The organism is Pantoea sp. X-Soil-ISGK-275, assembly GCF_059730795.1.
Genome location: NZ_AP035977.1, coordinates 318,630 through 344,503, shown reverse-complemented (window position 1 = coordinate 344,503; position 25,874 = coordinate 318,630). Strand labels below are relative to the sequence as shown.

General features: G+C 53.6%; 31 protein-coding genes. 13 read left to right on the top strand and 18 right to left on the bottom strand.

The genetic code is table 11. From position 1 onward, the window contains the following. The first annotated feature begins 11 nt into the window (after positions 1-11). On the top strand, positions 12-158 hold the full coding sequence (locus tag AC6I8A_RS20930; protein ID WP_414858933.1) for a hypothetical protein: 147 nt from the start codon (positions 12-14) through the stop codon (positions 156-158). A 46-nt stretch (positions 159-204) separates the two neighbouring features. On the opposite strand, the gene AC6I8A_RS20925 is transcribed toward AC6I8A_RS20930, so the two are convergent. The 3 genes from AC6I8A_RS20925 to AC6I8A_RS20915 all read right to left on the bottom strand — a co-directional run bounded on the left by AC6I8A_RS20925 (position 205) and on the right by AC6I8A_RS20915 (position 2,339). Continuing rightward, positions 205-1,311, bottom strand: coding sequence for an acyltransferase family protein (locus tag AC6I8A_RS20925; RefSeq protein ID WP_256698771.1), 1,107 nt, complete (start codon positions 1,309-1,311; stop codon positions 205-207). A gap of 234 nt (positions 1,312-1,545) precedes the next feature. Then, entirely contained in the window at positions 1,546-1,680 is a 135-nt protein-coding gene (locus AC6I8A_RS20920) for a helix-turn-helix transcriptional regulator (RefSeq protein WP_265298454.1), read from the bottom strand. A gap of 56 nt (positions 1,681-1,736) precedes the next feature. Next, a complete protein-coding gene (locus AC6I8A_RS20915) occupies positions 1,737-2,339 on the bottom strand; it encodes an XRE family transcriptional regulator (RefSeq protein WP_497819101.1) in 603 nt (200 codons plus the stop codon). A gap of 43 nt (positions 2,340-2,382) precedes the next feature. Between AC6I8A_RS20915 and AC6I8A_RS20910 the strand changes: the two genes are divergently transcribed. Both AC6I8A_RS20910 and AC6I8A_RS20905 read left to right on the top strand, forming a co-directional pair. Then, entirely contained in the window at positions 2,383-3,078 is a 696-nt protein-coding gene (locus AC6I8A_RS20910) for a B3/B4 domain-containing protein (RefSeq protein ID WP_497819100.1), read from the top strand. Between the two features lie 42 nt (positions 3,079-3,120). Next, the gene (locus AC6I8A_RS20905; protein WP_497819099.1) at positions 3,121-3,582 is read left to right on the top strand and encodes a GNAT family N-acetyltransferase; all 462 of its coding nucleotides are present in this window, start codon (positions 3,121-3,123) and stop codon (positions 3,580-3,582) included. Here AC6I8A_RS20905 and AC6I8A_RS20900 read toward each other — a convergent pair. Further along, positions 3,579-4,001 (bottom strand): nucleotide triphosphate diphosphatase NUDT15, encoded by a 423-nt coding sequence (locus AC6I8A_RS20900; protein ID WP_265298462.1) that lies wholly within the window; start codon positions 3,999-4,001, stop codon positions 3,579-3,581. The genes AC6I8A_RS20905 and AC6I8A_RS20900 overlap by 4 nt on opposite strands. A 69-nt stretch (positions 4,002-4,070) precedes the next feature. Further along, the gene (locus AC6I8A_RS20895) at positions 4,071-5,222 is read right to left on the bottom strand and encodes an MFS transporter (protein WP_265298465.1); all 1,152 of its coding nucleotides are present in this window, start codon (positions 5,220-5,222) and stop codon (positions 4,071-4,073) included. 220 nt (positions 5,223-5,442) lie between these two features. Between AC6I8A_RS20895 and AC6I8A_RS20890 the strand changes: the two genes are divergently transcribed. Further along, complete coding sequence (locus tag AC6I8A_RS20890; RefSeq protein ID WP_265298467.1) at positions 5,443-5,937, top strand: MarR family winged helix-turn-helix transcriptional regulator; 495 nt, start codon at positions 5,443-5,445, stop codon at positions 5,935-5,937. A 91-nt stretch (positions 5,938-6,028) separates the two neighbouring features. Next, positions 6,029-6,568 carry a cytochrome b561 gene (gene cybB, locus AC6I8A_RS20885; protein ID WP_265298469.1) on the top strand — a complete coding sequence of 180 codons (540 nt, stop codon included), beginning with the start codon at positions 6,029-6,031 and terminating at the stop codon, positions 6,566-6,568. A 16-nt stretch (positions 6,569-6,584) separates the two neighbouring features. Here the strand turns inward: cybB and AC6I8A_RS20880 are convergent, their stop codons facing one another. Both AC6I8A_RS20880 and AC6I8A_RS20875 read right to left on the bottom strand, forming a co-directional pair. After that, positions 6,585-6,938 carry an MmcQ/YjbR family DNA-binding protein gene (locus AC6I8A_RS20880; protein ID WP_265298472.1) on the bottom strand — a complete coding sequence of 118 codons (354 nt, stop codon included), beginning with the start codon at positions 6,936-6,938 and terminating at the stop codon, positions 6,585-6,587. A 56-nt stretch (positions 6,939-6,994) separates the two neighbouring features. Further along, positions 6,995-7,879, bottom strand: coding sequence for an alpha/beta fold hydrolase (locus AC6I8A_RS20875; protein WP_414858934.1), 885 nt, complete (start codon positions 7,877-7,879; stop codon positions 6,995-6,997). 86 nt (positions 7,880-7,965) lie between these two features. Between AC6I8A_RS20875 and AC6I8A_RS20870 the strand changes: the two genes are divergently transcribed. Together AC6I8A_RS20870 and AC6I8A_RS20865 are read left to right on the top strand one after the other, a co-directional pair. Further along, complete coding sequence (locus AC6I8A_RS20870; RefSeq protein WP_110866970.1) at positions 7,966-8,322, top strand: MerR family transcriptional regulator; 357 nt, start codon at positions 7,966-7,968, stop codon at positions 8,320-8,322. 88 nt (positions 8,323-8,410) lie between these two features. After that, positions 8,411-9,526 (top strand): metallophosphoesterase, encoded by a 1,116-nt coding sequence (locus AC6I8A_RS20865; protein ID WP_497819340.1) that lies wholly within the window; start codon positions 8,411-8,413, stop codon positions 9,524-9,526. An 8-nt stretch (positions 9,527-9,534) separates the two neighbouring features. On the opposite strand, the gene AC6I8A_RS20860 is transcribed toward AC6I8A_RS20865, so the two are convergent. After that, the gene (locus AC6I8A_RS20860; RefSeq protein ID WP_265298480.1) at positions 9,535-10,158 is read right to left on the bottom strand and encodes a TetR/AcrR family transcriptional regulator; all 624 of its coding nucleotides are present in this window, start codon (positions 10,156-10,158) and stop codon (positions 9,535-9,537) included. Positions 10,159-10,295: 137 nt separating this feature from the next. On the opposite strand from AC6I8A_RS20860, the gene AC6I8A_RS20855 reads away from it, so the two are divergent. Continuing rightward, the gene (locus tag AC6I8A_RS20855; RefSeq protein WP_265298482.1) at positions 10,296-11,504 is read left to right on the top strand and encodes an MFS transporter; all 1,209 of its coding nucleotides are present in this window, start codon (positions 10,296-10,298) and stop codon (positions 11,502-11,504) included. A gap of 82 nt (positions 11,505-11,586) precedes the next feature. Here the strand turns inward: AC6I8A_RS20855 and AC6I8A_RS20850 are convergent, their stop codons facing one another. Further along, complete coding sequence (locus tag AC6I8A_RS20850; RefSeq protein ID WP_265298484.1) at positions 11,587-12,423, bottom strand: alpha/beta fold hydrolase; 837 nt, start codon at positions 12,421-12,423, stop codon at positions 11,587-11,589. 108 nt (positions 12,424-12,531) lie between these two features. Here AC6I8A_RS20850 and AC6I8A_RS20845 point away from each other — a divergent pair, with 108 nt between their 5' ends. Beyond that, positions 12,532-13,530, top strand: coding sequence for a GlxA family transcriptional regulator (locus tag AC6I8A_RS20845; RefSeq protein WP_312184041.1), 999 nt, complete (start codon positions 12,532-12,534; stop codon positions 13,528-13,530). A gap of 79 nt (positions 13,531-13,609) precedes the next feature. Further along, positions 13,610-14,827, top strand: coding sequence for an MFS transporter (locus AC6I8A_RS20840; RefSeq protein ID WP_497819098.1), 1,218 nt, complete (start codon positions 13,610-13,612; stop codon positions 14,825-14,827). A gap of 11 nt (positions 14,828-14,838) precedes the next feature. Here AC6I8A_RS20840 and AC6I8A_RS20835 read toward each other — a convergent pair whose 3' ends face one another. After that, on the bottom strand, positions 14,839-16,779 hold the full coding sequence (locus tag AC6I8A_RS20835; RefSeq protein WP_265298489.1) for a methyl-accepting chemotaxis protein: 1,941 nt from the start codon (positions 16,777-16,779) through the stop codon (positions 14,839-14,841). 264 nt (positions 16,780-17,043) lie between these two features. Between AC6I8A_RS20835 and AC6I8A_RS20830 the strand changes: the two genes are divergently transcribed. Beyond that, on the top strand, positions 17,044-18,150 hold the full coding sequence (locus AC6I8A_RS20830; protein WP_265298491.1) for a Fic family protein: 1,107 nt from the start codon (positions 17,044-17,046) through the stop codon (positions 18,148-18,150). A 50-nt stretch (positions 18,151-18,200) separates the two neighbouring features. Here the strand turns inward: AC6I8A_RS20830 and AC6I8A_RS20825 are convergent, their stop codons facing one another. The 3 genes from AC6I8A_RS20825 to AC6I8A_RS20815 form a co-directional block, all read right to left on the bottom strand. Beyond that, positions 18,201-18,545, bottom strand: coding sequence for a YebG family protein (locus tag AC6I8A_RS20825; RefSeq protein ID WP_265298493.1), 345 nt, complete (start codon positions 18,543-18,545; stop codon positions 18,201-18,203). A 73-nt stretch (positions 18,546-18,618) separates the two neighbouring features. After that, the gene (locus tag AC6I8A_RS20820) at positions 18,619-19,413 is read right to left on the bottom strand and encodes an SIR2 family protein (protein ID WP_008108794.1); all 795 of its coding nucleotides are present in this window, start codon (positions 19,411-19,413) and stop codon (positions 18,619-18,621) included. Beyond that, positions 19,410-19,970, bottom strand: coding sequence for a non-canonical purine NTP pyrophosphatase (locus tag AC6I8A_RS20815; protein WP_008108796.1), 561 nt, complete (start codon positions 19,968-19,970; stop codon positions 19,410-19,412). Before AC6I8A_RS20815 ends, AC6I8A_RS20820 begins: the two co-directional genes overlap by 4 nt. A 199-nt stretch (positions 19,971-20,169) precedes the next feature. Here AC6I8A_RS20815 and AC6I8A_RS20810 point away from each other — a divergent pair, with 199 nt between their 5' ends. Together AC6I8A_RS20810 and AC6I8A_RS20805 are read left to right on the top strand one after the other, a co-directional pair. Next, on the top strand, positions 20,170-20,865 hold the full coding sequence (locus AC6I8A_RS20810; protein ID WP_497819097.1) for a hypothetical protein: 696 nt from the start codon (positions 20,170-20,172) through the stop codon (positions 20,863-20,865). Positions 20,866-20,869: 4 nt separating this feature from the next. Beyond that, entirely contained in the window at positions 20,870-21,532 is a 663-nt protein-coding gene (locus AC6I8A_RS20805; RefSeq protein WP_497819096.1) for an EAL domain-containing protein, read from the top strand. A 251-nt stretch (positions 21,533-21,783) separates the two neighbouring features. Here AC6I8A_RS20805 and AC6I8A_RS20800 read toward each other — a convergent pair whose 3' ends face one another. The 5 genes from AC6I8A_RS20800 to AC6I8A_RS20780 are packed head-to-tail and all read right to left on the bottom strand — an operon-like array spanning position 21,784 to position 25,857. Beyond that, a complete protein-coding gene (locus AC6I8A_RS20800; protein ID WP_497819095.1) occupies positions 21,784-22,689 on the bottom strand; it encodes an ABC transporter substrate-binding protein in 906 nt (301 codons plus the stop codon). Then, a complete protein-coding gene (locus AC6I8A_RS20795) occupies positions 22,689-23,483 on the bottom strand; it encodes an amino acid ABC transporter ATP-binding protein (RefSeq protein ID WP_265298507.1) in 795 nt (264 codons plus the stop codon). Before AC6I8A_RS20795 ends, AC6I8A_RS20800 begins: the two co-directional genes overlap by 1 nt. After that, on the bottom strand, positions 23,467-24,393 hold the full coding sequence (locus AC6I8A_RS20790; RefSeq protein WP_497819094.1) for an amino acid ABC transporter permease: 927 nt from the start codon (positions 24,391-24,393) through the stop codon (positions 23,467-23,469). Before AC6I8A_RS20790 ends, AC6I8A_RS20795 begins: the two co-directional genes overlap by 17 nt. Positions 24,394-24,402: 9 nt before the next feature. Then, positions 24,403-24,915: a GNAT family N-acetyltransferase gene (locus AC6I8A_RS20785; RefSeq protein WP_497819093.1), complete on the bottom strand. Its 513-nt coding sequence runs from the start codon at positions 24,913-24,915 to the stop codon at positions 24,403-24,405. A gap of 9 nt (positions 24,916-24,924) precedes the next feature. After that, positions 24,925-25,857: an ABC transporter substrate-binding protein gene (locus AC6I8A_RS20780; RefSeq protein ID WP_497819092.1), complete on the bottom strand. Its 933-nt coding sequence runs from the start codon at positions 25,855-25,857 to the stop codon at positions 24,925-24,927. Positions 25,858-25,874 lie beyond the last annotated feature (17 nt).

The following is a 25,874-nucleotide window of genomic DNA, read 5'->3' as shown; positions in this document are numbered from 1 at the left end:
AAGCCTGAATCATGGATTTTGACGCAAACACCCATCGCTGCACCCTCGTGATTGATCGGCAACTTCCCGCCAGGTTGGCGATGAACGCTTCAAGCGGTATCGGCATTAATTTTGGAAAAATTGTTCCGCTGATTGATAGCCCGCTTGAAGAGTATTAATTTATTGTCCGATAAAGCGCATATCGAACAATTTTCAGCCAAGCGGTCATGTAAACTTCTTCATTTTTGGCTTTACCCCAAAAATGAAGGAAGCGTAATGCGATTGTTTTATGAGAAAGTAACACACAACACTTACTGCAATACCAATGACAAAATCTATCAACACATAAATGATTGAGAATTGTGCCGGGAGCCAGGTATCTAACAACCAGGAAAATGCAATAACTACTGGATAATGCAATAAGTAAATCACTAACGCTGAATCGATAATAGTAGTCAGCATGCGGTTTTCTTTAATCTGAATTTTTTCAAACTTAAATACTAACCAATAGGATAACAAAACTGAAAAGACGCTACCTGCAAGCGTAGGCAAGTACTTCATCGCGCCTTCAATATGAAACTCTGCCACCATAAAGAAACCTAACCATATTGCCATAGCCAGAGCAGCAATTAACCCGCCATTCATAACGATACTGTTGCTATAGCATGAAATATTGCCGCGATGGATATACAGAGCATAGCCAGCAGTATAATACACAAGGAAACGTGCAGTGACTGGAATTAAATTAATAAAATCGCCCTGACCTTTTGTCAGAAACTTCAAAACAAAGAATAGATTGCCCAATACTATCAATAATGCAATCAGGAATGGCAGCGGCATTTTGGCGAAATAACGGGCGCACCACTGATAAAATCGATTGGGGATCAGTAATGACATGATGCTTAAGGAAACCAAAAACCATAAATGATGCAGGGTCGCATAACTTTCTAGCACGCCTTTTAAGGTTATCACAGAGGTACTCATTTGCTTTTCAAGGCAGTACATTAATGGAGGAATAATGATATAGGCAGATAGCAGTGGCAGAAGTACGCGTTTACGTCGATTATCATGAAAAAACGCTCGCCCTTTCCTTAGAATAATGAGTGCTGAAAACATACCCGATAAAAAGAAAAAAACTTCCATTCTGAACGTATGTATCAAACTTAATAAGGCTGTAAAGAGTGTTGAAGGGTCGCGCTGAGAGTTATAAATCCAACTGTTTTCTCCGGGTAAACTACGGGAAGCGTGTAATAAAACACCTTCAATAATCAGTCCTGCACGCAGCAGATCCAGGCCAATATTTCGGCTGGATAAAAAAGATTTGGTTTTCATGTCTCACACCTGTGTAAGGGATCGTAAATGCGCAAGAACATTAACCATTAATTATTTAAAAGAACTTAAGCTTTGTCCTTAAATTCTTACAGTGGTTTTCGCGGAATTCATTAAAATTAATAAGACAAACCTTAACAACCAGTAACGATGAGAACTTTTAGCCGATAAGAAAAATTAGCCAAATAGGTCAATACCCCATCAATTGATGCTGAAATAATTTCTGAAGTATTAGATTTAAATTTCCTCTTCTGCGGCGAACCACGCCGGTAGCTGTCCAACGTAACGACTGAATGCCACGCTGTAAGCACTGGCTGAGCGATAGCTGACGCGTTCCGCTACTTCTGCCACCGCTATGCTATCGATTCGCATGCTCCGATGCGCATTCCTGCCGGTAAAGATGCGGTGGCGCTGGCGAACGAAGTGGATTAACTGTGAATTTCGGCGACAGCCATGGTGAAAATCAGCGGCAGTTCGCCGAGGTTCGCATAGCTGTGCGGCGCAGTGGTTTTTGCCACCGCTGAACTGCCGCGCGGCACCTGCAACTGCTGTTCATCAACCTTCAGCGTGAGTTCGCCCTGCTCGACATGCAGCAGTTCGTAAGTGCGCTGCGGATGACCCGGCGAGGCAAAATGTTCGCCGGGAAACATCTCCCAACGCCACAGCTCGATCATATCCGGCCCTTGGGTGCCCGCCAGCAAACGCGCCGTGCCGCCCTTGTCGCCTTGCCATAACACCGGTATATCCTCTTCAGCAACCAGATGCGCGAGCGGATCGGCGGTGACATTCACAATATCGGCCACCGATATTCCCAGCGCAGCCGCCACTTTGCACAGAATGGCGATGCTGGGATTTGCGCTGCCTTTCTCAATCTCAACTAACATGCCTTTACTGACGCCCGCGCGGCGTGACAACTCATCCAGCGACAGTTTTTGCTGTTGGCGGAAGCTTTTGACACTGGCTGATACGGCGGCGCTCACGTAGTCGATATCAGAACCTGTTTCGGTCAATTTATTGACTTTCGTCTTCATCGGTCACTATCATGGAATAAATTAGTCATTACAGGATTATGTTATGTTCACCTTTAGCCCGTCAATCGATCCTTCCGTTTCTGCCTTAGCGCCTGACTTTACCGCGCTCAGCATTTTAGTTCAGGCTGCGCCAGTGGAGCGTCCGCACGTTGGTGAAGAAGCCTTAGCGCAAGCGTGTCGCGACATGTTGCAGAATGACTTTCCGTGGGCGGAAGAACATCTGACGCAATGGGCTGAGATGTTCAAACGCTTTGGCGCTAAACCGAAGCGCACGCCCTGTTCAGCAGATGCGTTGCGCAAGCGCGTGCAGCGCGACGGAACTATGGCGGCCATCGATCCGATCGTTGATCTCTACAATGCGGTGAGCATTCGTTTCGCCATTCCGGTCGGCGGTGAGAATGTGGCCGCTTACGTGGGCAACCCGCAACTGACACGCGCCGATGGCAGCGAATCCTTCGATGTCTATAAAGAAGGCGTGTTAAGCCATGAATCTCCAGAACCTGGCGAAGTGGTATGGCGGGATGATGCAGGCGTCACCTGTCGGCGCTGGAACTGGCGACAAGGCGTGCGCACGCGTCTCAGTATTGAGCAAGCGCAGATGTGGTTTGTGCTGGAACGTTTACCGGCGATGCCGCTCTACACATTGCAACAAGCGGGCGATATGCTGGAGCACGGTATTCTGCAGATGATGCCTGGCGCGACTGTCGAGCGCCGTTTGCTTGGCAATATCAGTAGCTAACCGTTATGTTGTCACTCTCGCCCGCCATTTTTAGGAATCGGAATGCACATCAACCTGCTGGCGCAACAGCCACAGTTATTGGATGCAGTGACGCAAATGCTGCATCGCGAATGGTCGGATTTCCCCAACTGGCGTGATGCGGCGGTGATTCAGCAGCGTTTGCAGGCGCGCAATCACGCGGAGGCCAAAACGCTGACGCTGGTTGCCACCACATCCGATGGCGAATTGATGGCGACCGCCAGCATTATCCATTACGAACTGCACGATATCGCCGAGCGCGAGTTTTGGCTTGGCGAAGTGATTACGGCTGCCGAACATCGCGGTAAAGGGTTGGCGAGCACTTTGGTGACGCGCTTGATTACTGAAGCGCGTCTGCGTGGGATTAGCGCGTTGTGGCTGTATACGCCGGATCAACAAGCGCTCTATCGCCGCTTCGGCTGGCAGGATGTGGAACAACGCGTGATGGCTGATGAAGAAGTTACCGTGATGAAGCTGGTGCTTTAAGTCGATTTTCCCAGCGCCTTTAACGCCGCGATTCCATCGCGTGCGATCCAGGTGCGCAGCGGTGCAAACAGCGGTTGCGGCAGATTGTCTGGTGCGAACCATTGCCAGCCGTGGCACTTTTCAGGCTCCATCAGTTGTGGTTCACCGATTGCATCCTGCGCCACCATCAGTAGCGTAATGTAGTGCTTGTTGACCTCGGGAAACACATCGCTAACGAACGCGCCGTTTTGCAGTTCGCCAAGCTGTAGGCCGGTTTCTTCCAGCACTTCTCGACGCGCGCAGGCTTCCGGCGATTCGCCAAACTCCAGATGCCCGCCCGGCGCAGACCAGTCGCCCGCGCCGTGGCTGCCTTTGCGTTGTCCCAATAACAGTTTCCCGTCGCGGAAAATTAAAACGCCGATTCCCACTTGTGGCGACATTGTTGCTCCTTGTTTTGCCAGGTCGTCATAAATGACGACCCTACGTTAAAAAATTGCCCCCACGTTTTATCACATTCTCTGTGGTTTAAACCGCAGCGCCATCACCATCAGCAACACAATGCCCACGCTCATGATTATCCACGCACTATCGAGCGAGGCGGCGCGGTCACGTACGATGCCAGCGACCAGCGGCATCAACGCCGCCAGCAAATAACCGCCGCCCTGCACGAAGGATAGCAATGCGCCCGCTTCTTCCGGCGTGTGCGCATGATCAAGCGTGACGATCAGCGAGAGCGGGAACAGCGCGCCAATGCCTAATCCGAGCAGCAATGTAGGCAGCCACGCCTGCGCCCCACCAAGCCACAGCAGACTGATCAAGCCCAGCAGAATCAAAGTTAACACCACCAGCAACGGACGGCGACGATCGCGGAAGCGATGGATCAACGCCGACAGCACAAAACCCGCGGCAACTTCCGTCAGCGTGAGCGCGCCCAGCACATAGCCACTTTGTTCAGGTTGCCAGCCGTGCTGCATGTAAAACGGCGGTAGCCACGCCAGCACCAAGGTGTACGCGCCGGTGCCAATGCCAAAGAAGATCATCAACAGCCAGGCACGCGGTGAGCGAGCAGTGCGTGGAGCCTGGCTGCTTTGCATTGGCGTTACGCCGCGTGAAAACGTCAACCACAGCAACAGCGCGATGACTGCGGGAACAACAGGAATTGCCAGCGTTAACGCTAAACCTTGCGATTTCGCCAATGGTGCGGCGCTGGCGGCAGCAATCGCTGCGCCCGCCATAATCCCGGTGGTGAATAACGCCATCAGCGTGCCCGCTTTCGCACCGAAGTGACGTTTGATCTGCGCGGGCATCAAGGCCTGAATTAACCCTATTCCGCTGCCCGCCACCAGCGCACTGACAATTAACAGGGTGGCGGAGTGATCGAATCCACGCGCGATACTCGCCAGCGCCAGCAACAGCAATCCAACAGCGATACCGCGCACTTCGCCAAGCCGACGCAACAATAGCGGACCCGCCAGCGCCGCTAATCCCATCATGATCACCGGCAATGTGGTGAGCAGGCTAAGCTGCGTGGCGCTAAGCTGCGCGTCGCGCTGCAATAGTGGAAACAGCGGCCCCATCGCCGCCATAATCGGCCGCAAATTCAGTGCGATAATAAAAACCAGTAAGGCAAACATCCCAACCGCAGGTAAAGTACGATTCACTTTGCATCTCCTTGCACATTAAAAGTACCTTAACGTTAAGATACTTTTCGGAGCAGCAATAGCCCATGCGCACAAAGCAACAAATGGTGATGAGATATGGTCGCCATAAATGCCGCGTTTTTCGGTCGCCATAAATGGCAACCCTACAAAAGATTGGCGCGTTTTTCGTAGGGTGCGCATTCATGCGCACCTTCTTACATCAAACTCAGGAGTTAGCCGCTTGACCGATCACGTCGATTTTGTAGTTGAACAATGGGCCAGCGCGATGCCGGAGTTGGATGCGTCATCAATGGCGGTTTTTGGCCGTATGCTGCGCATCATGCAACATCTGGCGAAAACCCGCGCTGAAGCGCTGGCACCGTTTGGTTTTCGCGATGGCGAATTTGATGTGCTGGCGACGCTGCGACGCGCAGGCGCCCCCTATCGCTTGTCGCCCACGCAGCTGTATAAATCGTTGCTGGTGACATCGGGCGCGATGACCAATCGCCTCAATCGGCTGGAAGAAGTGGGTTCGATTTTGCGTGTTGCCGATCCCGAGGATAAGCGCAGCATGCTGGTGGCGCTCACCGATGGAGGCTTAGCAAAGATCGAGCAAGCGCTGCTGGTGCATACGCAAACGCAAAACAGTTTGCTGGCCACGCTGGATGCCTCGCAGCAAGCACAGTTGAAAACCTTGCTGAGTCAGTTATTGGTGGCAACTGAAGCGGAAAAGTAAAAACGCTGTTGCTGATGCGTCAAAATATGAATTAATTCAGGGCATTTTCCCTTAAATTAAACGTCCCGCCAGATATATTTACGGATTAGAGATGAGCAATAAATATGCCCCATCACAGATTTTTCTTCATTGGTTGACCTTCCTGTTGGTCGTCACTGCGTATTGCACCATGGAATTTCGTGGATTGGCGACGCGCGGTTCGTGGCAAGGCTTTGCGATGATCATTGGTCACTTCAGCGCTGGAAGCTGTGTGCTGGTGATTATGCTGTCGCGCATCCTGCTGCGTTTTCGTCATCGCAGCCCGGCAATTGTGCCCAAACCACCGCACTGGCAAACCGGGCTGGCGCATCTGATGCATCTGGCGATCTACGTGTTTTTCATCGTCTTACCCACGCTGGGGATTCTGTCGCGTTTCTATATGGGACGAACCTGGTGGATTTTTGGTATTCCGATGCCGGTGAGTGGCGATCCTGATCCGGATTTCGCCGACACGATTGCGGACTGGCATGAGACCCTCGCGCCATATGGTTACTGGCTGATCGGCATTCACGCCGTTGCCGCGCTGGCACATCATTATCTGTTTAAAGACAACACTTTAATGCGCATGATGCCGTCGCGTCGCTCACGTTAAAAAAGTTACAGCGTCACTAAAATGTCAGACTAAAGCTGTCATCGAGTAGCGCCAAAATCTCGCTGTCCGGCAAGCCATTCTCCAGCGTGATACTCAACCAAAGTTCTTTGTTCATGTGGTAAGCCGGATAAACGCCGGGCAACTGGCGCAGCGATCCAATGAGTTCGGGGCGCGCTTTGATGTTCATCACGTCAATCACCGGCCCATCCGGCAAACCGAGTTTATGACTCTCCAGCGGGAACACCAGCGCAAACCATTTGCGGTGCCGCGGATGACGCAGCACCGCATATTCACTGTGCTTTTTCCACGGATAATCGGGTTCTACCTGATAGTGCTGAATGATGTAGTCGAACAGCTGCTGGCGTTGCATGCATCCTCCGTGGTGAACGCGGGATAAGGGCCGCCGAAGATGGCGGCCCTGAGACTTTATAAAGCTGAAGCAAACGTTGCCAGTGTTCGATTAAAACGCGCAGGTTCTTCGATAAATGGCGCATGGCCAGAATCGGCAAACATCTGTGTCTGAATGCGCGAATTGATACGCTTTACTCTGGCGAGAGATGCAGCAGGATTCACCAATGCATCATGCTCACCGTAGATGAACAGCAGCGGCACACGCACATTTTTTACTCCTTTTTCTAATGCAATGGTCATGGTGGGCACCGCTCGTTGCATGGGCCACGCAGCTAGCGCGGCGTTGGCCAGCAGGCGTTCAAAGGTGGTGCGGTCAGGTTGCTGGTAAAAACATAGCTGCAGAAAGGCCCGCTCGCCATCCAGATGTGTTTTCAAATCACTTGCCGTCATTGCGCCATATACGTCATGCGCCGGAATCAATGTGGGATTGAGCTCTACCACACCGTCGACGTAGATAGCGCCACTGATATTACCGTCACCAGAGGCCGCCAGGTAGTTGGTGATCACCGCCCCGCCCAATGACCATCCGACTAATAACGGCTTATTGGCATGGCTTTGATTAATTACTGCGCGGAGATCGTCGGCCCAGCGTTTCCCATCGCGGTAAGCTGATTCTTGTTCTGGCTTATCGGATAAACCGTGCCCACGCATATCGAATGTAATCAGCCGATAGCGTTGCTGTAACTGCGCGTCACTGATCTGTTTTTCCCAGTTTAAGTGGCTGCCAAGCAAACCATGAATAAACACAATAGGTAAACCATCAGGATTACCTGATTCCTGTACTGCCAGCTTCACGCCATCTGGCGCGGTAATGGAGTACTGCTTCTCAGCGGCAAACAGCGTGGCAGAAAAGAGCATGAGAACGCCGATAAACATTGTGCGTTTAAAAAGTAACAGCATAAAAAATCTCCTTAAATGAATGATTCCCGGCTATCCTGAACCCTGACACTGATGTCAGAGTCAAGCCGCTTTATGGGGAGTCACTTATGCAGTTATCAATTGGAGAGCTGGCAAGAGAGACAGGTGTGAGCGTGCGCGCCATTCGTCATTACGATCGCCATCATCTGCTAACTTCAACACGTGCCTGCAATGGATACCGTTTTTTCCCGCCACAGGCGATCACCCAGGTGCGCCAGATTCAACGGCTCATCAATACCGGTTTCAGCATTGCCGAAATCTGCTCTTTTCCGGATTGTATGCGCATGATCGAAGGGGCAGCATTCTGCCCGGAAACTCAGGCTGTGCAATATAAGCGACTGGCGGATATTGAACGCCAAATTAGTGAACTCGAATCTCGTCGGGCATTGCTGATGGCCACGCTGGCTGAAGGCATCACCCGATGATGCGGTTTTATCAACAGTGCGGTCAGTAATGTTCTTTGCGGATAAATTTTTGCGCTAAATCAGCGCTCTTAGACCAGGGAAGTGAATGATGTTCCATCTGATTTTCAGCATACCGAGCTGGTATGTGATCGCCCGATTTTTGTTCCCGTTAGCCATGCCCTTGCTGTTAAAAATCATCCTTTCTCTGCTGGTGTTGCTGGCTTCGCAATATCTGCTGGTGAGCCGTTTTACCTCTGGCAGCATGTTCTCGCCGGAAATGCCGCGCGCCATCGTCATCCTGTTCAACTGGGGTTTCAGCGCCGTGTTATTCCTCGCGCTGACGCAGTTTGTGATTGATATGGTGGCGCTGGTTTCGCTGTTGTTCCGCCATCCGTTCGAAATTGTGCCTGCGGTGCGTTATGTGGCGGCGGCGTTTGCCTTGATTCTGGCCACCGTTGGCGTTTATCAGGCTATCCGCGTGCCGCCGATCAAAGATGTGACCATTGAGATCGACAACCTTCCGCGTGAATTCGAAGGCTATCAACTGTTGCAGTTGACAGATATGCACATTACCAAACTCTTCAACGAGAAATGGACGCGCGCGCTGGTGAAAAAAGCCATGACGCTGGATGTCGATCTGATTCTGGTCACCGGCGATGTGATCGACGGCACGCTGCAGAATCGTCGCGCGGACGTCGAGCCGTTGCGCGGATTGCATGCCCGCGATGGCGTGTTTGCTATCACCGGCAATCACGAATATTTCTTTGAGCAGGAGCGCTGGACCGCGCATCTGGCATCGCTGGGTCTGGAGCCGCTACTCAATCGTCATACGGTGATTAAGCGCGATAACGCCGAGCTAGTGATCGCCGGCATGCCGGATACGTCAGCAGCACGACGTGGCGCAGTTGGCCCCGATTTGGAATTGGCGCTGGCCGGTGCGCCGGAAAACGCTCCGGTGATCTTGCTCGACCACCAGCCGCGCAACGCCCGGCAAAATGCGCTGAAAAACATCGATCTACAGCTGTCTGGCCACACGCACGGCGGCCTGATTGTTGGCTTTGATCGCCTGTTTGCCAAACCCAACGCGGGCTTCGTGTCGGGTTTGTATCAGGTCGACGGCATGCAGCTCTACGTCAACAATGGCACCGCGCTCTGGCCTGGCATGGCGGTGCGTTTGGGCCGACCATCGGAGTTGACCCGCATTACGCTAAAGCGCAAACCGTAACGCGCTGTTTAAGGTTGTGGGATTGTCCGCGAGGCATCCCATAACCTCATCATCTGAGCGATTCCCCGCTCAATTTCGGCGAGAGGGACGTCATCCCGCGCCAGCGTCGAGATGCCCAGCATAAAGCTGTTGAAGCTGACCGCCAGCGAAAGCGTCTCTTCCTCATCCCGCAACTCACCGCTGCCAATCCCTCTTTCAACGCAATGCTTTATCCCTTCACGGGTGCGCATGCGCGATGCTTCAAGCGGTTTAAGCACGTGGCGATTTTCCTCAGAACAGGAAAACATCACGCTTAGCGCAACCATGCATCCACGCGGATGCGCAGGATCGTACTGCATTCTGGCGGAGTTGAGCAGCGCGGTTTCCAGCGCCTGCCGAGCGGGCACGCGGGTATCCCACAAAGCTTCCGTGACCTGAGCATGGGTTTGCAAATAACAGTTCACGGTTTCAGCAAAGAGTGCCTCTTTCGATCCAAACGCGGCATAGAAGCTTGGCGCGGTGATGCCTTTACCTATAGAGGCTTTGAGCTGCGCCAGCGAGGTTGATTCATAGCCGTTCTCCCAGAAAAGGTGCATCGCTTTGATCACCGCTTCATCCCGGTCAAATTGTCTTGGTCTGCCTGTTCTCATCATCACATCCTCCGCCATTTATACTAATCGATACAGAATTCATTGACAACGCACAGCTCGCCTCCGCAATATAAATACCGATCGATACATATATTCATGGCGCTTCGCGGCGCTGTTGCAAATCAAGAGCAGGCTAAATAATGAATTCAACGTTTAAGCACGAAGAAGCCCAACGGCTGCCAATCCTGGCGCTTTTGGCGCTCGCAATGGCAGGTTTTATCTGCATCCTGACTGAAACCATACCCGCCGGATTGCTGCCACAAATTAGTCAGGGGCTTAATATTTCCCCCTCGCTGGCCGGTCAATGGGTTACCTCCTATGCAGCCGGTTCGCTACTGGCCGCGATTCCGCTCACATTGCTGACCCGAAGCTGGTCGCGCCGGGTTGTGCTGCTGAGCACCGTGTGTGGATTTCTGCTGTTTAACACTCTTACCGCCGTCTCTTCTGACGTTGTCATCATCTTAATAGCGCGATTTTTTGCTGGTGCGTCAGCCGGTTTGGCGTGGAGTCTGATTGCGGGCTATGCGCGAAGAATGGTGGTTCCATCGCTGCAGGGACGCGCATTGGCGCTCGCCATGGTGGGCACGCCAATCGCTCTTTCACTCGGTGTTCCGGCAGGCACATGGATGGGTTCGTTGCTGGGATGGCGTCTGACATTTGCCGCCATGTCGGGTCTCTCTCTCATTCTTATCGGCTGGATTTTGCTGGCCGTACCGAACTATCCCGGCCAATCTGCCACGCAAAAAATGCCGCTCGGCGCAGTATTACGCCTCCCCGGCGTAAGTGCCGTGCTCGGCGTGGTGCTGACCTGGATGCTGGCGCATAACATTCTCTACACCTACATTGCACCGTTCATTGCTTCAGCCGGTCTGGCTGATCGCGTGGATGTGGTGCTGCTGATCTTTGGTATTGCGGCATTGGGGGGAATATTCATTACCGGTAAGATCATTGATACGCATCTGCGCAAAGCGGTGCTGCTGTCACTCTCCATCTTTGCTGCGGTGTCGGTGATTTTTGGTCTAAGTACGCCAACACCCGCCGTGATCTATGCGGGCATAGCCGTTTGGGGACTCACCTTCGGCGGTGCCGCGACGCTGCTGCAAACGGCTCTGGCAGATGCCGCCGGCGAATATGCCGATGTCGCGCTCTCCATGAATGTCGTCACCTGGAACAGCGCTATCGCCCTCGGCGGTTTGACCGGCGGAATGTTGCTGGAACATGTCGGCTCCCAATCTTTTCCGTGGGCGATTCTGCTATTGCTGTTGGTCGCGTTGGGAATTGCGCTGCGTGCTAAGCAGGGTTTCCCGGCTGCGAACAGCCGGCAAACCGGCATGACACCGGTGGCTTAGCGTAAACATACATTGCACATGCTGTAGCGGCGCGATTTATCGCGCAAATAATTGCGCCGCTACGATTCGTGAACTCGGTAATTTACGCTTTCGCAAACGCTAACAAATCGGGGTTAATCTGCTCAGGATGCGTCGCGAACATACCGTGCGACAAACCTGGGTAGGTTTTCAGCGTGCCCTGTTTCAGCAGCTTAATCGCCTTATGCGCCGAATCATTAATCGGCACTACCTGATCGTCTTCCCCGTGCAGCAGCAACACCGGCACCGTGATCGCTTTTAAATCCTCGGTAAAATCAGTTTCCGAGAAGGCAGTGATACAGTCGTATTGCGCCTTCGCGCCGCCCGCCATGCCCTGACGCCACCAGTTATCGATCAAGCCCTGACTGACTTTCGCCCCCGGACGGTTGAAACCATAGAACGGACCCGCTGGCACATCGATAAAGAACTGCGCGCGGTTGGTTGCCAGCGCCGAGCGGAAACCGTCAAACACCGATTTCGGTAAACCTTCCGGATTGGCGTCGGTTTGCAGCATGATTGGCGGCACTGCGCCCATCAACACCGCCTTCGCCACGCGGCCTGGCTCAGCGTGCGCTACATAACGCGCCACTTCACCGCCACCGGTTGAGTGACCGATATGGATAGCGTTGCGCAGGTCCAGCGCTTTAGCCAGTTCTGCCACGTCGGCGGCGTAAGTGTTCATATCGTTGCCGCTATCGGTCTGATCGGAACGGCCATGGCCGCGACGGTCGTGGGCGATAACGCGATAACCTTGCGCCAGGAAGAACAACATTTGGTTATCCCAGTCATCGGCGCTTAACGGCCAGCCGTGATGAAACACTACCGGTTGGGCGTTTTCTGGGCCCCAGTCTTTGTAAAAGATTTTGGTACCGTCTTGAGTGGTGATGATGCCGTTGCTCATGAGTAAGTCCTCTGTATGTGATTGTCTGCGTTCGATGGGCTTATTGTCATGGAAAGCGGCAACGGCTAATATTGTCAAATATGACACATTAAGGGCCGTAACTGACAAATGATAAAAACTGATGAAAGCAGCGTTGTCGCGGAGATTGGCTTAGTGATCTATCCCGATTGCCAACTCGCGGCGATATATGGCTTAACCGATATGTTCAGGATTGCTGCGGAATGGGCCGAGAATATATCGGGTGAAGAGCGCAAGCGGACGATTCGTGTCTCACATTGGCAGATTGATGCGCATAGCGATCACATGGTTTGCGTCTGGGATAGCCATCCCGATACAGCACATCGCCTGAGCCACGTGATTGCGCCGCCAAGTCTGGTGGTGCCAGCGAAAATGGTGCCCATGAAGGTGCCCGCCAACTGGATGAGTAAGCTTTATGACGCAGGCGTAACACTCTGTTCGGTGTGCGCCGGTGCCTTTGTGCTGGCCGAAACCGGACTGATCGATCATCGTCGCGCCACCACGCACTGGGCCTTTGCACAGACGCTGTCGGAGCGTTTTCCTGCGGTAGACGTCGCGGTGGAAAATATGGTGATTGACGATGGCGACATTATTACCGCCGGTGGGATTTTGGCGTGGACGGATTTGGGTTTAACGCTGATCGAAAAAGTGCTCGGTACCGGCACCATGCTGGCGACCTCACGCTTTTTACTGATCGACCCGCCGCGACGCGAGCAAAGCACCTATTCGGCATTTATCCCCAATTTCGATCACGGTGATAGCCTGATTCTGCGCGCACAGCATCATCTTCATGCCCATGTTGCCGAGCAGCACAGCATTGAGAGCATGTCGGCGCTGGCAAGCATGACGCCACGTACTTTTCTGCGCCATTTCCAGAAAGCGACCGGCCTGCGACCAACGGATTATTTGCAGCAGGTACGCATTATGAAAGCGCGCGACGCGCTGGAGCTGAGTAATCGTTCGGTCGATCAGATCGCCTGGGAGATCGGCTACAGCGACCCTTCCGCTTTCCGCAAAATTTTCCGCAAGCTCACCGGCGTCACGCCCGGCCAGTATCGGCAGCGGTTTGGTACCCGGCAACATAATTAACGCCCATCACAGCAGGAAAATTGCCGTTTTCCTGCCATGATTACGTTCGTCCCGTTCCGATTACTTGCTAAGGATTTCTATGCCACTGCGTTCGCTTCAGGCTCTGTGTCTGGTTAACTTTTTTATGGCTGACGTACGAGATGGTCTTGGGCCTTTTCTCGGCATATTTCTGACAGAACGCCACTGGAATGCAGGAGATATTGGCTGGGTGATGACCGCCGGTGGCCTTGCAGGGCTGGTTGCCACCCTGCCGGCGGGTTTAGCCACAGACGCTACTCGCCATAAACGATCGTTGCTGCTCATCGGTTCACTCCTGATCACCCTATCCACCTTACTGCTGTGGTATTTCCATCAGGGATGGATCGTGGTTTTATCGCAGATTGTGACTGGCCTTTCCGCCGCGCTCATCGCGCCGATGTTGACGGGTATTACCCTTGGCCTGGCCGGTCCGCAAGGATTCAGCCATCAAATGGGGAGAAATGAAGCCTTCAACCACGGCGGTAATATGACAGCCGCCATTATTGCGGGTGCTTCAGTGTGGTTGTGGGGCACGGGTGCGGTGTTTGTACTCATGACAACGATGGCGCTGTGTGCAGGTGCAGCCGTGCTGGCTATTCGCCATAATGACATCGATAACCTTGCCGCGCGCGGGCTTTCTGGCAGCGAATCGGTTAGCAACGTCCCACGTCTTTATCAGATTGCCCGTAATCCTGCCGTCATTATTACGGGAGTTACGCTGTTACTCTTCCATCTTGGCAATGCCGCGCTGTTACCTATGCTGAGCCTGCGGGTGGCGGCAGCACACAATGCAGCCATCAGCCCCGGACTTTATGCTGCCGCCACGGTGGTTATTTCACAATGTGTGATGATTCCCATGGCGCTGTATGCTGCACGTCACGCACCGCGTTTTGGCTATCCTGTGCTGATCACGGCGGCGCTGCTGGTGCTGCCGTTACGTGCGTTGATTGCCTCCGCTTTTGACGGCGCTTATTTCATGATTCCGGTACAGATTCTGGATGGCGTAGCGGCGGGTCTGCTGGGCGTGGCGGTGCCGGGTTATATCGTGAAGGTGCTCGAGGGCAGCGGACATACCAATGCCGGTCAGGGCTTTATCATGCTCATGCAGGGCATCGGCGCGGCAATGAGTTCCGCGTTGGCGGGAAACATTGCCGCAGCCTATTCCTATCGCAGTGCATTTGCCGTGCTGGGCGCGATCGCCCTGGCGGCGCTGATCACCTGGTGGATAGGCAGCCGTTATTCAGAGAAAAACGGCGTGCCACGCTCAGCGCGTTCTTAGCTAAGGCTCGATTAACTCAGCTGGAAACGCCCAACGGTGTTCGCCAGCTGCGAAGCCTGATCTTCCAGCGAACTGGCGGCGGCAGACATCTCCTGCACCAGCGCGGCGTTTTGCTGCGTGGTGCTGTCCATCTCGTTCACCGCGATGGTCACCTGGCTGATGCCGCGCGCCTGCTCATCGGACGCAATCACAATTTCACCAATGATGGTGCGCACTGAATTCACCGCCTGGGTCATCTCCTGCATGGTTCTACCGGCATCCTGCACCAGCTGCACGCCGCTGCCGACGCGCTGCGTGGATTCTTCAATCAGCGCGCCGATATCTTTCACCGCATTGGCGCTGCGCTGGGCCAGATTACGCACTTCCGACGCCACCACAGCAAACCCGCGCCCTTGTTCCCCGGCGCGTGCCGCTTCTACTGCGGCGTTCAGCGCCAGAATATTGGTCTGGAAGGCGATGCTGTTGATGATGGCGGTGATGTCACCAATCTTCTTCGCGCTATCGTCGATCTGCGCCATGGTTTGCACCACTTCGCCCACCAGCGTTTCACCGCGGCTGGCGATATGCGTGGCATTGTCGGTCAACGTTGTTGCCTGATGCGCGTTGGTGGCGTTGTGTTTCACCGTGGCGGTGATCTGCTCCATGCTGGCGGCCGTTTGCTCCAGCGCGGCAGCTTGCTGCTCAGTGCGCGAGGCCAGATTGAGGTTGCCGCTGGCGATTTCACCCGCGCCCTGACGCACCGACGAACTGGCATCCTGAATCTGTCCCACGATATCGCGCAGCTGGTTTTGCATGGTATGCAGCGCATAGAACAAGCTGCTGTTATCGCGACCTTTAAGCGTGATGATGTTATCGAGTTTGCCATCGGCGACGGCCAGCGCGATGGTCGCGGCTTCCAGCGGTTCGCCACCAATCGGCTTCAGCACTTTGCGGCTGAACAGCATACCCAGCAGCGTACACACCACCAGAATGCTGATGATCATCAGGATCACCGCGTTGATCAGTTGACGATGTGCCGCAGCCATTACCTGGCTGACCGGCGCAACCACGCCGAGATACCATTTCTGATCGCTGTTACCAATTACCACCGGCTGCCACGTCACCAACACATCTTCATCCAGCAACGCATCATGATGCTCCATCACGCTGCTGCTGAAATTGTTGGTATCGCCTTTCCACGGCTTGCTGGTCTGGCTTTTATCTGGATAAGAGACCACATTGCCCGCGCTGGAGAGCAACATCGCATAGCCGCTGCCTTCCCACGGTTTGATTTTGTTGACCTTCTCCTGCAGTGACGCCAGCGAAATGTCGGACGTCACCACGCCCCACAATTTGCCCTGGCTGACAATCGGCGCCGCCACCGAGGTTAGCAGCGTCGGCACGCCGTTGTAAGCGTAGCTGTACGGTTCGATCAGCATGTCTTTCTGGCTTTTTTGTGGCAGCAGATAGTAATCGCCCTGACCCGGCGTGAAGATAGAGGTCAGCGGATGCATGTTGAATTTGCCGGCTTGATCGCGATCGACGAAAAAGGCGTAGCGCCCTTTGGGTGCCGCGTTGGGTTGGGTGGCAAACTCCGCGTCACGTCCGTCGAAGGCGTTCTCTTCAAAGATCACCGAGATCGACAGATAATCAGGATTATCGCGCAGCGCAGATTCCATCAGCTTATCGGCGACTTTACGATCCTGAATTCCCGCCGCTGGCAGCGCAATCAGGCTGTGGCCGAGGTTGTGCGCCACATCGCGCGCATAACTGAGCTGATGCTGAATTTGCAGCGCCTGGCTTTGCGCTATCTGCTGCAGGTAGTTTTCAGCCAGCGACTTTTGTTCATTACTGGATTGCCAGCTAAGCACGCCGATGGTCACGGCAAAGCCGAGCGTGATGGTTAAGGCGCCCGTCAGCAGCATCTGCGTGCGGGTGCTCATTTTTTTCTTAGGTGATGCGTGTTTGGCCATTATGGCGCTCCTGGAGTTGACACTTTTCGGTAATCAGAACCACTCCCTGTGCGCGTACATCCCTTTGAACACTCTATCGGCGCGCAGCGGGGGAACTTGATGGCGACGCACTAAACTCCGTAGGGTCGCCATTAATGGCGACCGGCTTTAGCCCAGCGCCCGCTCCCTTCTGGTCAATGAGCCGAATAAAGGCTATTATTCAGCTCACTATATGAGCCGAATATCAACCCTATTCAGCTCATGCAATTCAGGAGTGAGCTTATAATGTGGATTTGGCAGCAGCCCGATTGGCCGCGGTTTCGCTGGCAGGATGAAAAAATACTGCCGCGCCTGCGCCAGTTGCAGCAGCAACGCGGCGTCTTGCTGGGCCGCGCCAGCGTGCAAGATAACAGCGATCAACAAACGCTGGATACGCTGCTCAGCAATATCCTCTCTTCTTCAGCGATTGAAGATGAGCGCGTCAACGCGCAGTCGGTACGATCTTCGCTTGCCCGCCGTTTAGGCGTTTCACTCGATCAGCCTTACCCGGTTTCCGAACGTTCAGAAGGTTTGGCAACCATGATGATGGATGCCATTACGCAACGCGATCAGGAATTAACGTTGGCGCGTATATGTCAGTGGCATCGCTGGCTGTTTCCCGAAAGTGAATGGACCATTAAGCGGTTAAATGTCGGCACGCTGCGCGGCGATGAGCCAATGCAGGTGGTTTCAGGCCGTATCGATCGACCAACGGTACATTTCGAAGCGCCAGCACGCGCCGGGCTGGAAGCGCAGCTAGAGCAATTTATTGCCTGGTTTAATTACAGCCGCGAGGATCCGCTGCTCGATCCGCTGTTGCGCGCCGCGTTGTGCCACTTGTGGTTTGTTACGCTGCACCCGTTTGATGACGGTAATGGACGTATCACTCGCGCCCTCACAGATTTGGCGCTGGCGCAGGCTGATAGCCAGAGCATCCGTTTGTATGCCATGTCCGCATCGATTCTGGCGCGACGTGCCGATTATTACCGCATCCTGCAGGAGACGCAGCGCGGCGCAATGGACGTCACCGATTGGTTGCTGTGGTTTTGTGATGTGCTGAATGAAAGTCTTGAAAAGGCACTGGAAACCGTCACGCGCACGCAAAATAAAGCGCGCTTCTGGTTGATGCACAATGCAGCTGAATTGAGTGCCGAGCAAACCCGCGTGCTGAATCGCTTACTGGATGGCGGAGAACAGGGGTTCAGTGAAGGCATCAGCGCAGGCCAGTACCAGAAAGTGGCGAAAGTGAGTAAAGCTACCGCGACGCGACATCTGACTGAATTGCTGGCGAAAGGGTGTCTGGAGAAATTACCCGGCGGCGGGCGCAGTACGCGGTATCAGATTAAACATTGAGGGTGCGGAAGATTATCAGGTGCGCATCAATGCACACCTGACGAAACCAATTACGCCGCTTTAACGGCGCGAACTTTCTTTTCCGGCGCTGCCGTTTCCGCTTCGGTCTCGGTTTCCGCAGAAGCTTCAGACGCTTGCGAAACCTCTTCCTTTACGCTTTCCGGCAGCTTGCTGGTGCGCAGGATATGCTGCACCGCGTCTTTCTGTTCAGCCAACAGCAGACCCAATGCTTCGGCCTGCGCTTCACCCAGTTCAGGCTGATGCTGCTGCAGCCAATCGGTGAAAGCGTCTGCCATATCCAGCATTTTATCCCAGGCATCCGCGTCTTTTTTATTGGCAAACGTCATTTTTTCTTCACCCTTTCTGACTACAACATATTTGGTTTCGACTGCCATGATGCACCTCGGTTAACTGTATTTATATACAGTATATTCTGAACAAACTTTTCCAGGCAATGACTTTCTGCCTTCAAGCCAGTAATTCTTCCAGAAACAGCGCCAGCGCTTTGCGCGGATCGTCCTCTTCCGAGACGATCATCTCAATGCCCCATTGCCCCAACACCTCTTTCGCCACCGGATTATTGCGGTTGGTGAACAGGTACGATTTCGGACGCGCGGTAGCCAATCCGGTGCGGCCCCACATTTTTGTCAGGCGGTAGAATAACAGACGAATATTGAAATCACTGATGCTGTAGCCCACAAACAACACCGAGTTGCCCATCACGTCGTGCGTGAGTTTGATATCCAGCGGCGAATCAAAATAGAGCCGTTCAAAGTAGCTGCTTTCATCTAGCACGATGGAAGTATCGTCGTCGAAATCACCATGCAACTTAATGATATGGCGCTTATCTTCGGTCAACGATACCAAATCCGCCGCATTCGCCACTTTGCTGTAAGGCACGTTGTGCGCCTCATGCGCCATCTCCAGCCAGCGATCGTAATTGGTGGTATAGATGCGTGAGAAGTTGCCTTGCGTGATCATGGTGTGGATTTCAGAACTGCGCACATCAATATCCGGACGATGCCATTCGCGATCCATCCAGCTGCGCAGCGGTCCCAGCGAGCCTTTACGTTGTTTGTAATACTCCGCCAACGACAAATGCGTGCCGTAGGTGTTGAAGATTTTCGGGTCGTAGCCCAGTTCTTTAGCCAGATGCGCAATCAGCTCATGCCATTCTGGTAAGCCCAGATTGCGCGAAATGCCCGCACCGGCAAACAGAATCAATTTACCGGCATCGTAGGCGCGTTTAAGCTCGGGTTTCATGCCAATCCCCGCGATGTTTTCAAAAAGGTAGCGAAGCGATCCAGCGCCAGGCGACGCATCGAAATCTCATTTTTTAGCTCGCCCATTTCGGCGAAGGTTTGCGTATGCCCTTCCGGGATAAACACGCAGTCCCACTGAAATTCGCGTGGACCGGCCGGCTCGGTGGCGATGGTGCCACGCAGTTCGCCTTCGAACTGATACATTTTTTGCCCGTCACAATAGCCAAGCACCGTTTTCGCCGTGACGCAGGGACTATCGAGACCGTTCACCAGTTTGGTGAAGCGCTCGGCATTCAAGCGGCTCCAGAAGATGCGAGTCAGCCCAGCAGGTAAGCCGTTCAGGCCATCCAGATAGAGCCCGGTGTGCTCGACAAACAGCGGACGACCAATAATCGAGAACGCTTTGGTGAGCTTGTCGCGCACCAGTTCGACCTCATTTTCAGTCTGAATCTCTTCGATACGGCGTGCGATGGGCAGCACTTCGACACCGACCGGCTCAAGGATGGTACGCACCTCGGCCAGCTTAAGCTCGTTGGCAGACAGGAATCGTATTTTCATTGCAATCAGTACGTTGAAAGTGGGTTTAAGCTCAGTAAAAGCCTTTCCGTTGGTAGATGATTCTAACGTGCATACCGGGAACTGGGTAGGAACAATCCATTATTTAAGTAAACAAAACTATGACTTTCACCAGGCATGAATCTAAAATAATTATGCGACGCTAGTTGAAAAATATGACAAAGAAAAATGAGAACCTCAGATGATCTCTTATTTAAATTCCCGATATTCCATGCTAAGAGATTTGCCCTTCATTTTGCAGGGTGATAACCCAGAGAAAAAATTGCGCTTAACGCTGCTCATTGCTGGATTTTCCAGCATCCTGGCGGGCTTTTATATGATAGTGACCAATTTCATCAGGGGAGAAAATGGTGTCACAGCCTTATATTGCCTGAGTACCGTGATAGGATTTTATATTGTCCTTGCGGCTTTCAGTAACCGGTTGAACAAACATCTCTACCTCGTCGTCCATGCTTTGTTACTGATCATAATGCTGCTTTTCCTGCTGGATAATGGTCATTCGGTGGAGAAACACTCCGAGTACAATTATTTGGTGGCGTTAACCGTGGGTTCAGCATTGGTATTACGCCAGCAAACTACTTACTTAAGTAAAATATTCCCGATAATCTGCCTGGCGGTTTATCTCTTTTTTATTTCTACCGGATTAACATGGCAACATAGCGCCTTTGAGCTCAATATTCCGCATGAGTCCGGCTTTTATATCGTTAACTGCGCTGTGCCGATGATCGCACTCTTGTTGACGGCATTCACACTGCGTGGCAATTACTCTGAAACCGATTTAATCAAACGCGAACTTTCACAAGCTATCGAAAAAAACCAGCTGGAACTCTATTACCAGCCACAGGTGGATAACCATAAAAAAACTGATCGGCTTTGAAGCCTTGCTACGCTGGAAGCATCCTTCTAAAGGCTTTATCTCGCCAGAAGTGTTTATTCCCGTGGCCGAGAAAAGTGGTTTGATAATAGAGATTGGCAAATGGGTGATGGAACGCGCCTTGCAGCAAATCGCCGAATGGGATCGCGGTCAGTATCTCGGTGATTTGGTCTTTTCGATTAACATCAGTCCGCTGCAGTTGATACACCGGGATTTCACCCAGGATACCTTGCTGACGCTGTCACATTATAAAATCCGTCCAGAGCGCCTGAAGTTTGAAATTACTGAAACCACCTTTGTTTACGATCAAAAACGCATTGGCGAGGTGATCAGCCATTTTAGTCAGCTGGGTGTTAGATGGGCGATTGATGACTTTGGCGTCGGCTATTCATCGCTTAAATCGATCAGTGATTTTGCTATTAATGATATTAAGATTGATAAATCGTTAATCATGCAGATTTTTGAAAACGAATCATCCGCCATAGTGGTGCAGAAAACCATCGAGTTATCGCGTGAAATGGGACTGAATGTGCTCGCCGAAGGCATTGAGAGTGAGGAGTATTTTACCTACCTGCGTGATAGAGGTTGTCATCTGTTTCAGGGCTTCCATTTCGCCCGCCCGCTGCCGGTTGCTGATGCGCTGGTCTGGATCAAAAAAGCGAAAATATAACCCTCAGTTTTTATCAAAACGCCATTTATGGTGACCAGGTGCGCATAAATGCGCACCCTACAAAACCGCGTCATATATTCGTACGATCGATATCTATGCCGACCAGGTGCGCATTAATGCGCACCCTACAAACCGCGCCTTATATTCGTACGATCGGCATTTATGGCGACCAGGTGCGCATTAATGCGCACCCTACGAAAACCGCGCCATACCATTGTAGGGTCGCCATTTATGGCGACCGGAACAAATAATCACTGATAAACAATCCCCGGCGGATTCACCTGCGAGGTTTCAACCGCCTCTTCCTGTTCGCCCCAGCGTGCCAACACTTGTTTATATTCGCCGCTGGCAATCGCACCGTTGATCGCCTGCTGCAGCGCCACATCCAATCCATTGCCTTTTTTAGTAATCACCGCCACCCACGCACGAAAAGGTCCGTGGCCGACGATTTTGGTTTGCCCGCGCGAAGCGACTTTCCATGCTGCCATCGCCTGCGGACCAAACGATGCATCGGCACGCCCGGAAAGCAGTGCCAGCGTAGCCGCCGCATCATCATTGAGATAGATCGGCTGCACCGACGCTAAGCCCTGCGCGCGGTTCTTCTCATCCCAGCTGAGTAAAATCCGCTCCTGATTGGTGCCTGATCCTACAATAATGCGCTTACCCGCCACATCTTCGCGGCCTTTAATCGCGGTGATTGCGCTGTTGGTTTTCACCGCAAATGCGTGGTTATCCGCGCGATAGGTGGCGAAGTCGAACTTCTTTTTACGCTCTTCGGTAACGGCAATATTGAACATCGCCACGTCGTAACGTCCGGCGGTGATGCCCAGCGGCCAATCTTCCCAGGCGGCTGGCACCAGTTTTAGCTTTAAGCCCAAACTGTCCGCCAGCAGACGCGCAATATCCGGATCGCTGCCAATCAGCGTTTTATTATCCGATGCCCACAACCCGATGGGCGGCGAATTCATTGACGTGGTGGCAACGGTCAGATAACCCGGATTAACAAAGTGAAAACCCGCCGGAATTTTCGCGATAGCCTGTGGATTCGCCGCAATATTGATCGGCGTTTCGTTGTTTTTGGCATCCAGCGTTTCTGCTGCGATGGCTGGCGCGCCTAACATCACTGTCAGCAACGCCGCAATAATCACTCGTTCCATTAAAGTACCCGCGCCAGAAAACGTTTGGTGCGCTCGTGGCGCGGCTGATTCAGTACCTGATGGCTGCTGCCCTGCTCGACGATACGGCCATCGACCATAAACACCACGTTATCTGCCACTTCACGTGCAAAACCGACTTCGTGCGTCACGATCACCAGCGTGGTGCCGGAACGCGCCAGCTTTTTGATCACATCCAGCACTTCGCCCACCAGCTCTGGATCGAGCGCGGACGTCGGTTCATCAAACAACATCACGCGCGGGTTGAGCATCAAGGCACGCGCAATGGCGATACGCTGCTGCTGGCCGCCCGACAAATGGCGCGGCCAGGCATCGGCTTTATGGCGCAGGCCAACCACATCCAGCAACTCACCGGCGCGATCGATCGCTTCACGGCGCGACAGCTGACGATGCGCAATCGGCGCTTCAATCAGGTTATCCAGCACCGTCAGATGCGGGAACAGATTGAAGTTCTGGAACACGTAGCCAACGTTGATGCGCTGACGCAGAATCGCCTGCTCTTTCAGCTCATACAGTTTGTCGCCGCGCCGCTGATAACCGATGTAATCGCCATCGATCTGGATATAACCTTCATCGACGCGCTCCAGATGGTTGATGGTGCGCAGCAGCGTCGATTTACCCGAACCGGATGGCCCGAGAATCACCGTCACCGACCCCGGTTCCAGCTCAAGCGACACATCATCCAGCGCTTTAAGTTTGCCGAACGACTTGCTCACGCCGGTGATGCTGATGGCGCCAGCGCTATGCAGATTACGGTAATCAATGGCTTCGGACATGGGAGAGCTCCTCAGTTGCAGATTTGGCGCTACGGTTACGCCATTGACGCCAGCGCGACGGCTGCGGTTCACGGGTGACACTGCGCGCCAGCCAGCGCTCAACGCTGTGCTGCAGCAGTGACAAGACGGTGGTGATAATCAGATACCAGGCCGCGCCGACCATCAGCAGCGGAATCACCTGCTGCGTGCGGTTGTAGATCATCTGGATGGTGTAAAACAGTTCCGGCATCGCCAGCACGTACACCATTGAGGTGCCTTTGGCGAGGCTGATGATTTCATTAAAGGTGGTGGGAATAATCGCGCGCAGCGCCTGCGGCAGAATGATGCGGAAGGTGCGGCGCGTGGAGGATAATCCCAACGCCGACGCCGCTTCAAACTGGCCGTGATCGACACCCAAAAAGCCGCCGCGAATGATCTCGGCGCTATAGGCGCTCTGCACCAGCGTCAAACCAATCACCGCCGCCGGGAACTGGCCGAGCACGTTGATGGTCTGGAAGTGGCCCCACGACAGCGCGGTAAACGGAATGCCGAGCGACAGCGTGTCGTACAGATAGGAGAAGTTGTAGAGGATGATCAGCACCACAATCAGCGGCAACGAGCGGAACAGCCAGATGTAGCCGAACGCCAGCGTGCTGAGCAGCCACGATGACGAGAGGCGCGCCAGCGCCAGCAAGCCGCCAAAAATCAGGCTGAGGAGGGTGCCAAACAGCGTCAGCAGCAGCGTTTGCCCCAAACCGCTGAGGATCACCGGATCAAAAAACCATTTAGCGAACACGCCCCATTCCCAGCGCGGATTAAAGGCAACAGAATCAATCACGCTGGCCAGAATAAACAGCGCGACAATCGCGCCGACGGTACGTGCCGGATAACGCGCCGGCACCACGGTTAAACGTTGTGGTTCATTACTCATGGCAACTCCTTAGCTGGCCTGCGCCACGCTATGCACATCAATCACTTTCAGGAAGCGCAAGCGTCCATCGTGTGGCGGCTGGCTGTAGACTTCCATATCCTCCAGCAGCGCAAACTGCGGCTGATAACCGTAGCCGATATACAACTTCACCGCTTCCGGCTGGCGGAAACCGGTGGTGAGAAACACGCGCTGGTAGCCCGCACGCAGCGCGCGGCGCTCCAGTTCCTGCAGAATCAGCAGCGCCAATCCCTGACGACGCAGATCGCTGCGCGTCCAGATGCGTTTAAACTCAGCGGTCACCGCGTCGTAGGGTTTATACGCGCCCATCGCGATGATCTCGCCGTCCCGCTCCAGCACGATAAACAGCCCGCGCGGCGGCAAATACCATTCGGTCAGCTCAACCTCTTTTTGGTTGGTAAAGAATGCGCCGTAACGCGCGGCGTATTCACCAAACAGTCCGGTCAAAATCGGCTGCAGCTCAGGCGCTTCTGGTGACACTTCGCGGAACAGTTGCTCGCTCATGCGGCCTCCTTAATCGCCCAATCCGGCCGGATTGATCTCTGAACCGTCGATACGCTCAACGCCTTCACCCCAACGCTTCAGCACCTTGTCGTAATCGCCGTTTTTGATCACGCCATTCAGCGCGGTGTTGATCGGCTGCACCAGGCCGCCATCTTTCTTCACCGTCACCGCGATGTGCGCCGCTTTCGGCCAGCCGCCATCAACGCTGCCAACCAAACGCGTCTGCTTAGTCAGCGCCGCTTTCCATGCGCCAATCACGTTCGGACCAAAAAAGGCATCGGCTCGACCCGACTGTAGCGCCAGCGTTTGTGCCGCATCGTCTTTGGTATACACCGGCGTAAACGGCTTCAATCCTTTGGCCTGATTGGCTTTATCCCAGGCCAGCAGGATCGATTCCTGATTGGTGCCAGAGCCGACGATAATGCGCAGTCCGGCAATATCTTCCGCTTTAGCGATCGCCTTAATCGGGCTGCTGGATTTGACGTAAAAGCCGAGTGAATCTTTGCGATAGGTGGCGAAATCGAAGCGTTCTTTGCGCTCTTTAGTAACAGTCACGTTACTGATCGCCGCATCGTATTTGCCCGAAGCCACGCCCAGCGGCCAGTCTTCCCACGAGGTGGGCACCACGTTGAGTTTCAAACCCAGGCTGTCGGCGACTAAGCGGGCGATATCCACTTCGCTGCCGAGCAGGGTTTTGTTGTCATCACTGAATACGGTTAATGGCGGCGAATTCAGCGCGGCCACCGCCACGGTGAACGAGCCCGGCACGGCGAAGCGATGTCCGGCTGGGATCTGCGCCACGGCAGCAGCATTCTTCGCGGTATTAATTGGCGTTTTGTTGGCTTCAACACTAACGTTCTGACCGTTCACCGCCACATCTTCGGCGAATACGGCGCTGCTCATGCCCAGCAACAGCAGCGCGATAAGGGATTTTTTCTGCATAGCGTTTATTCTCGTGT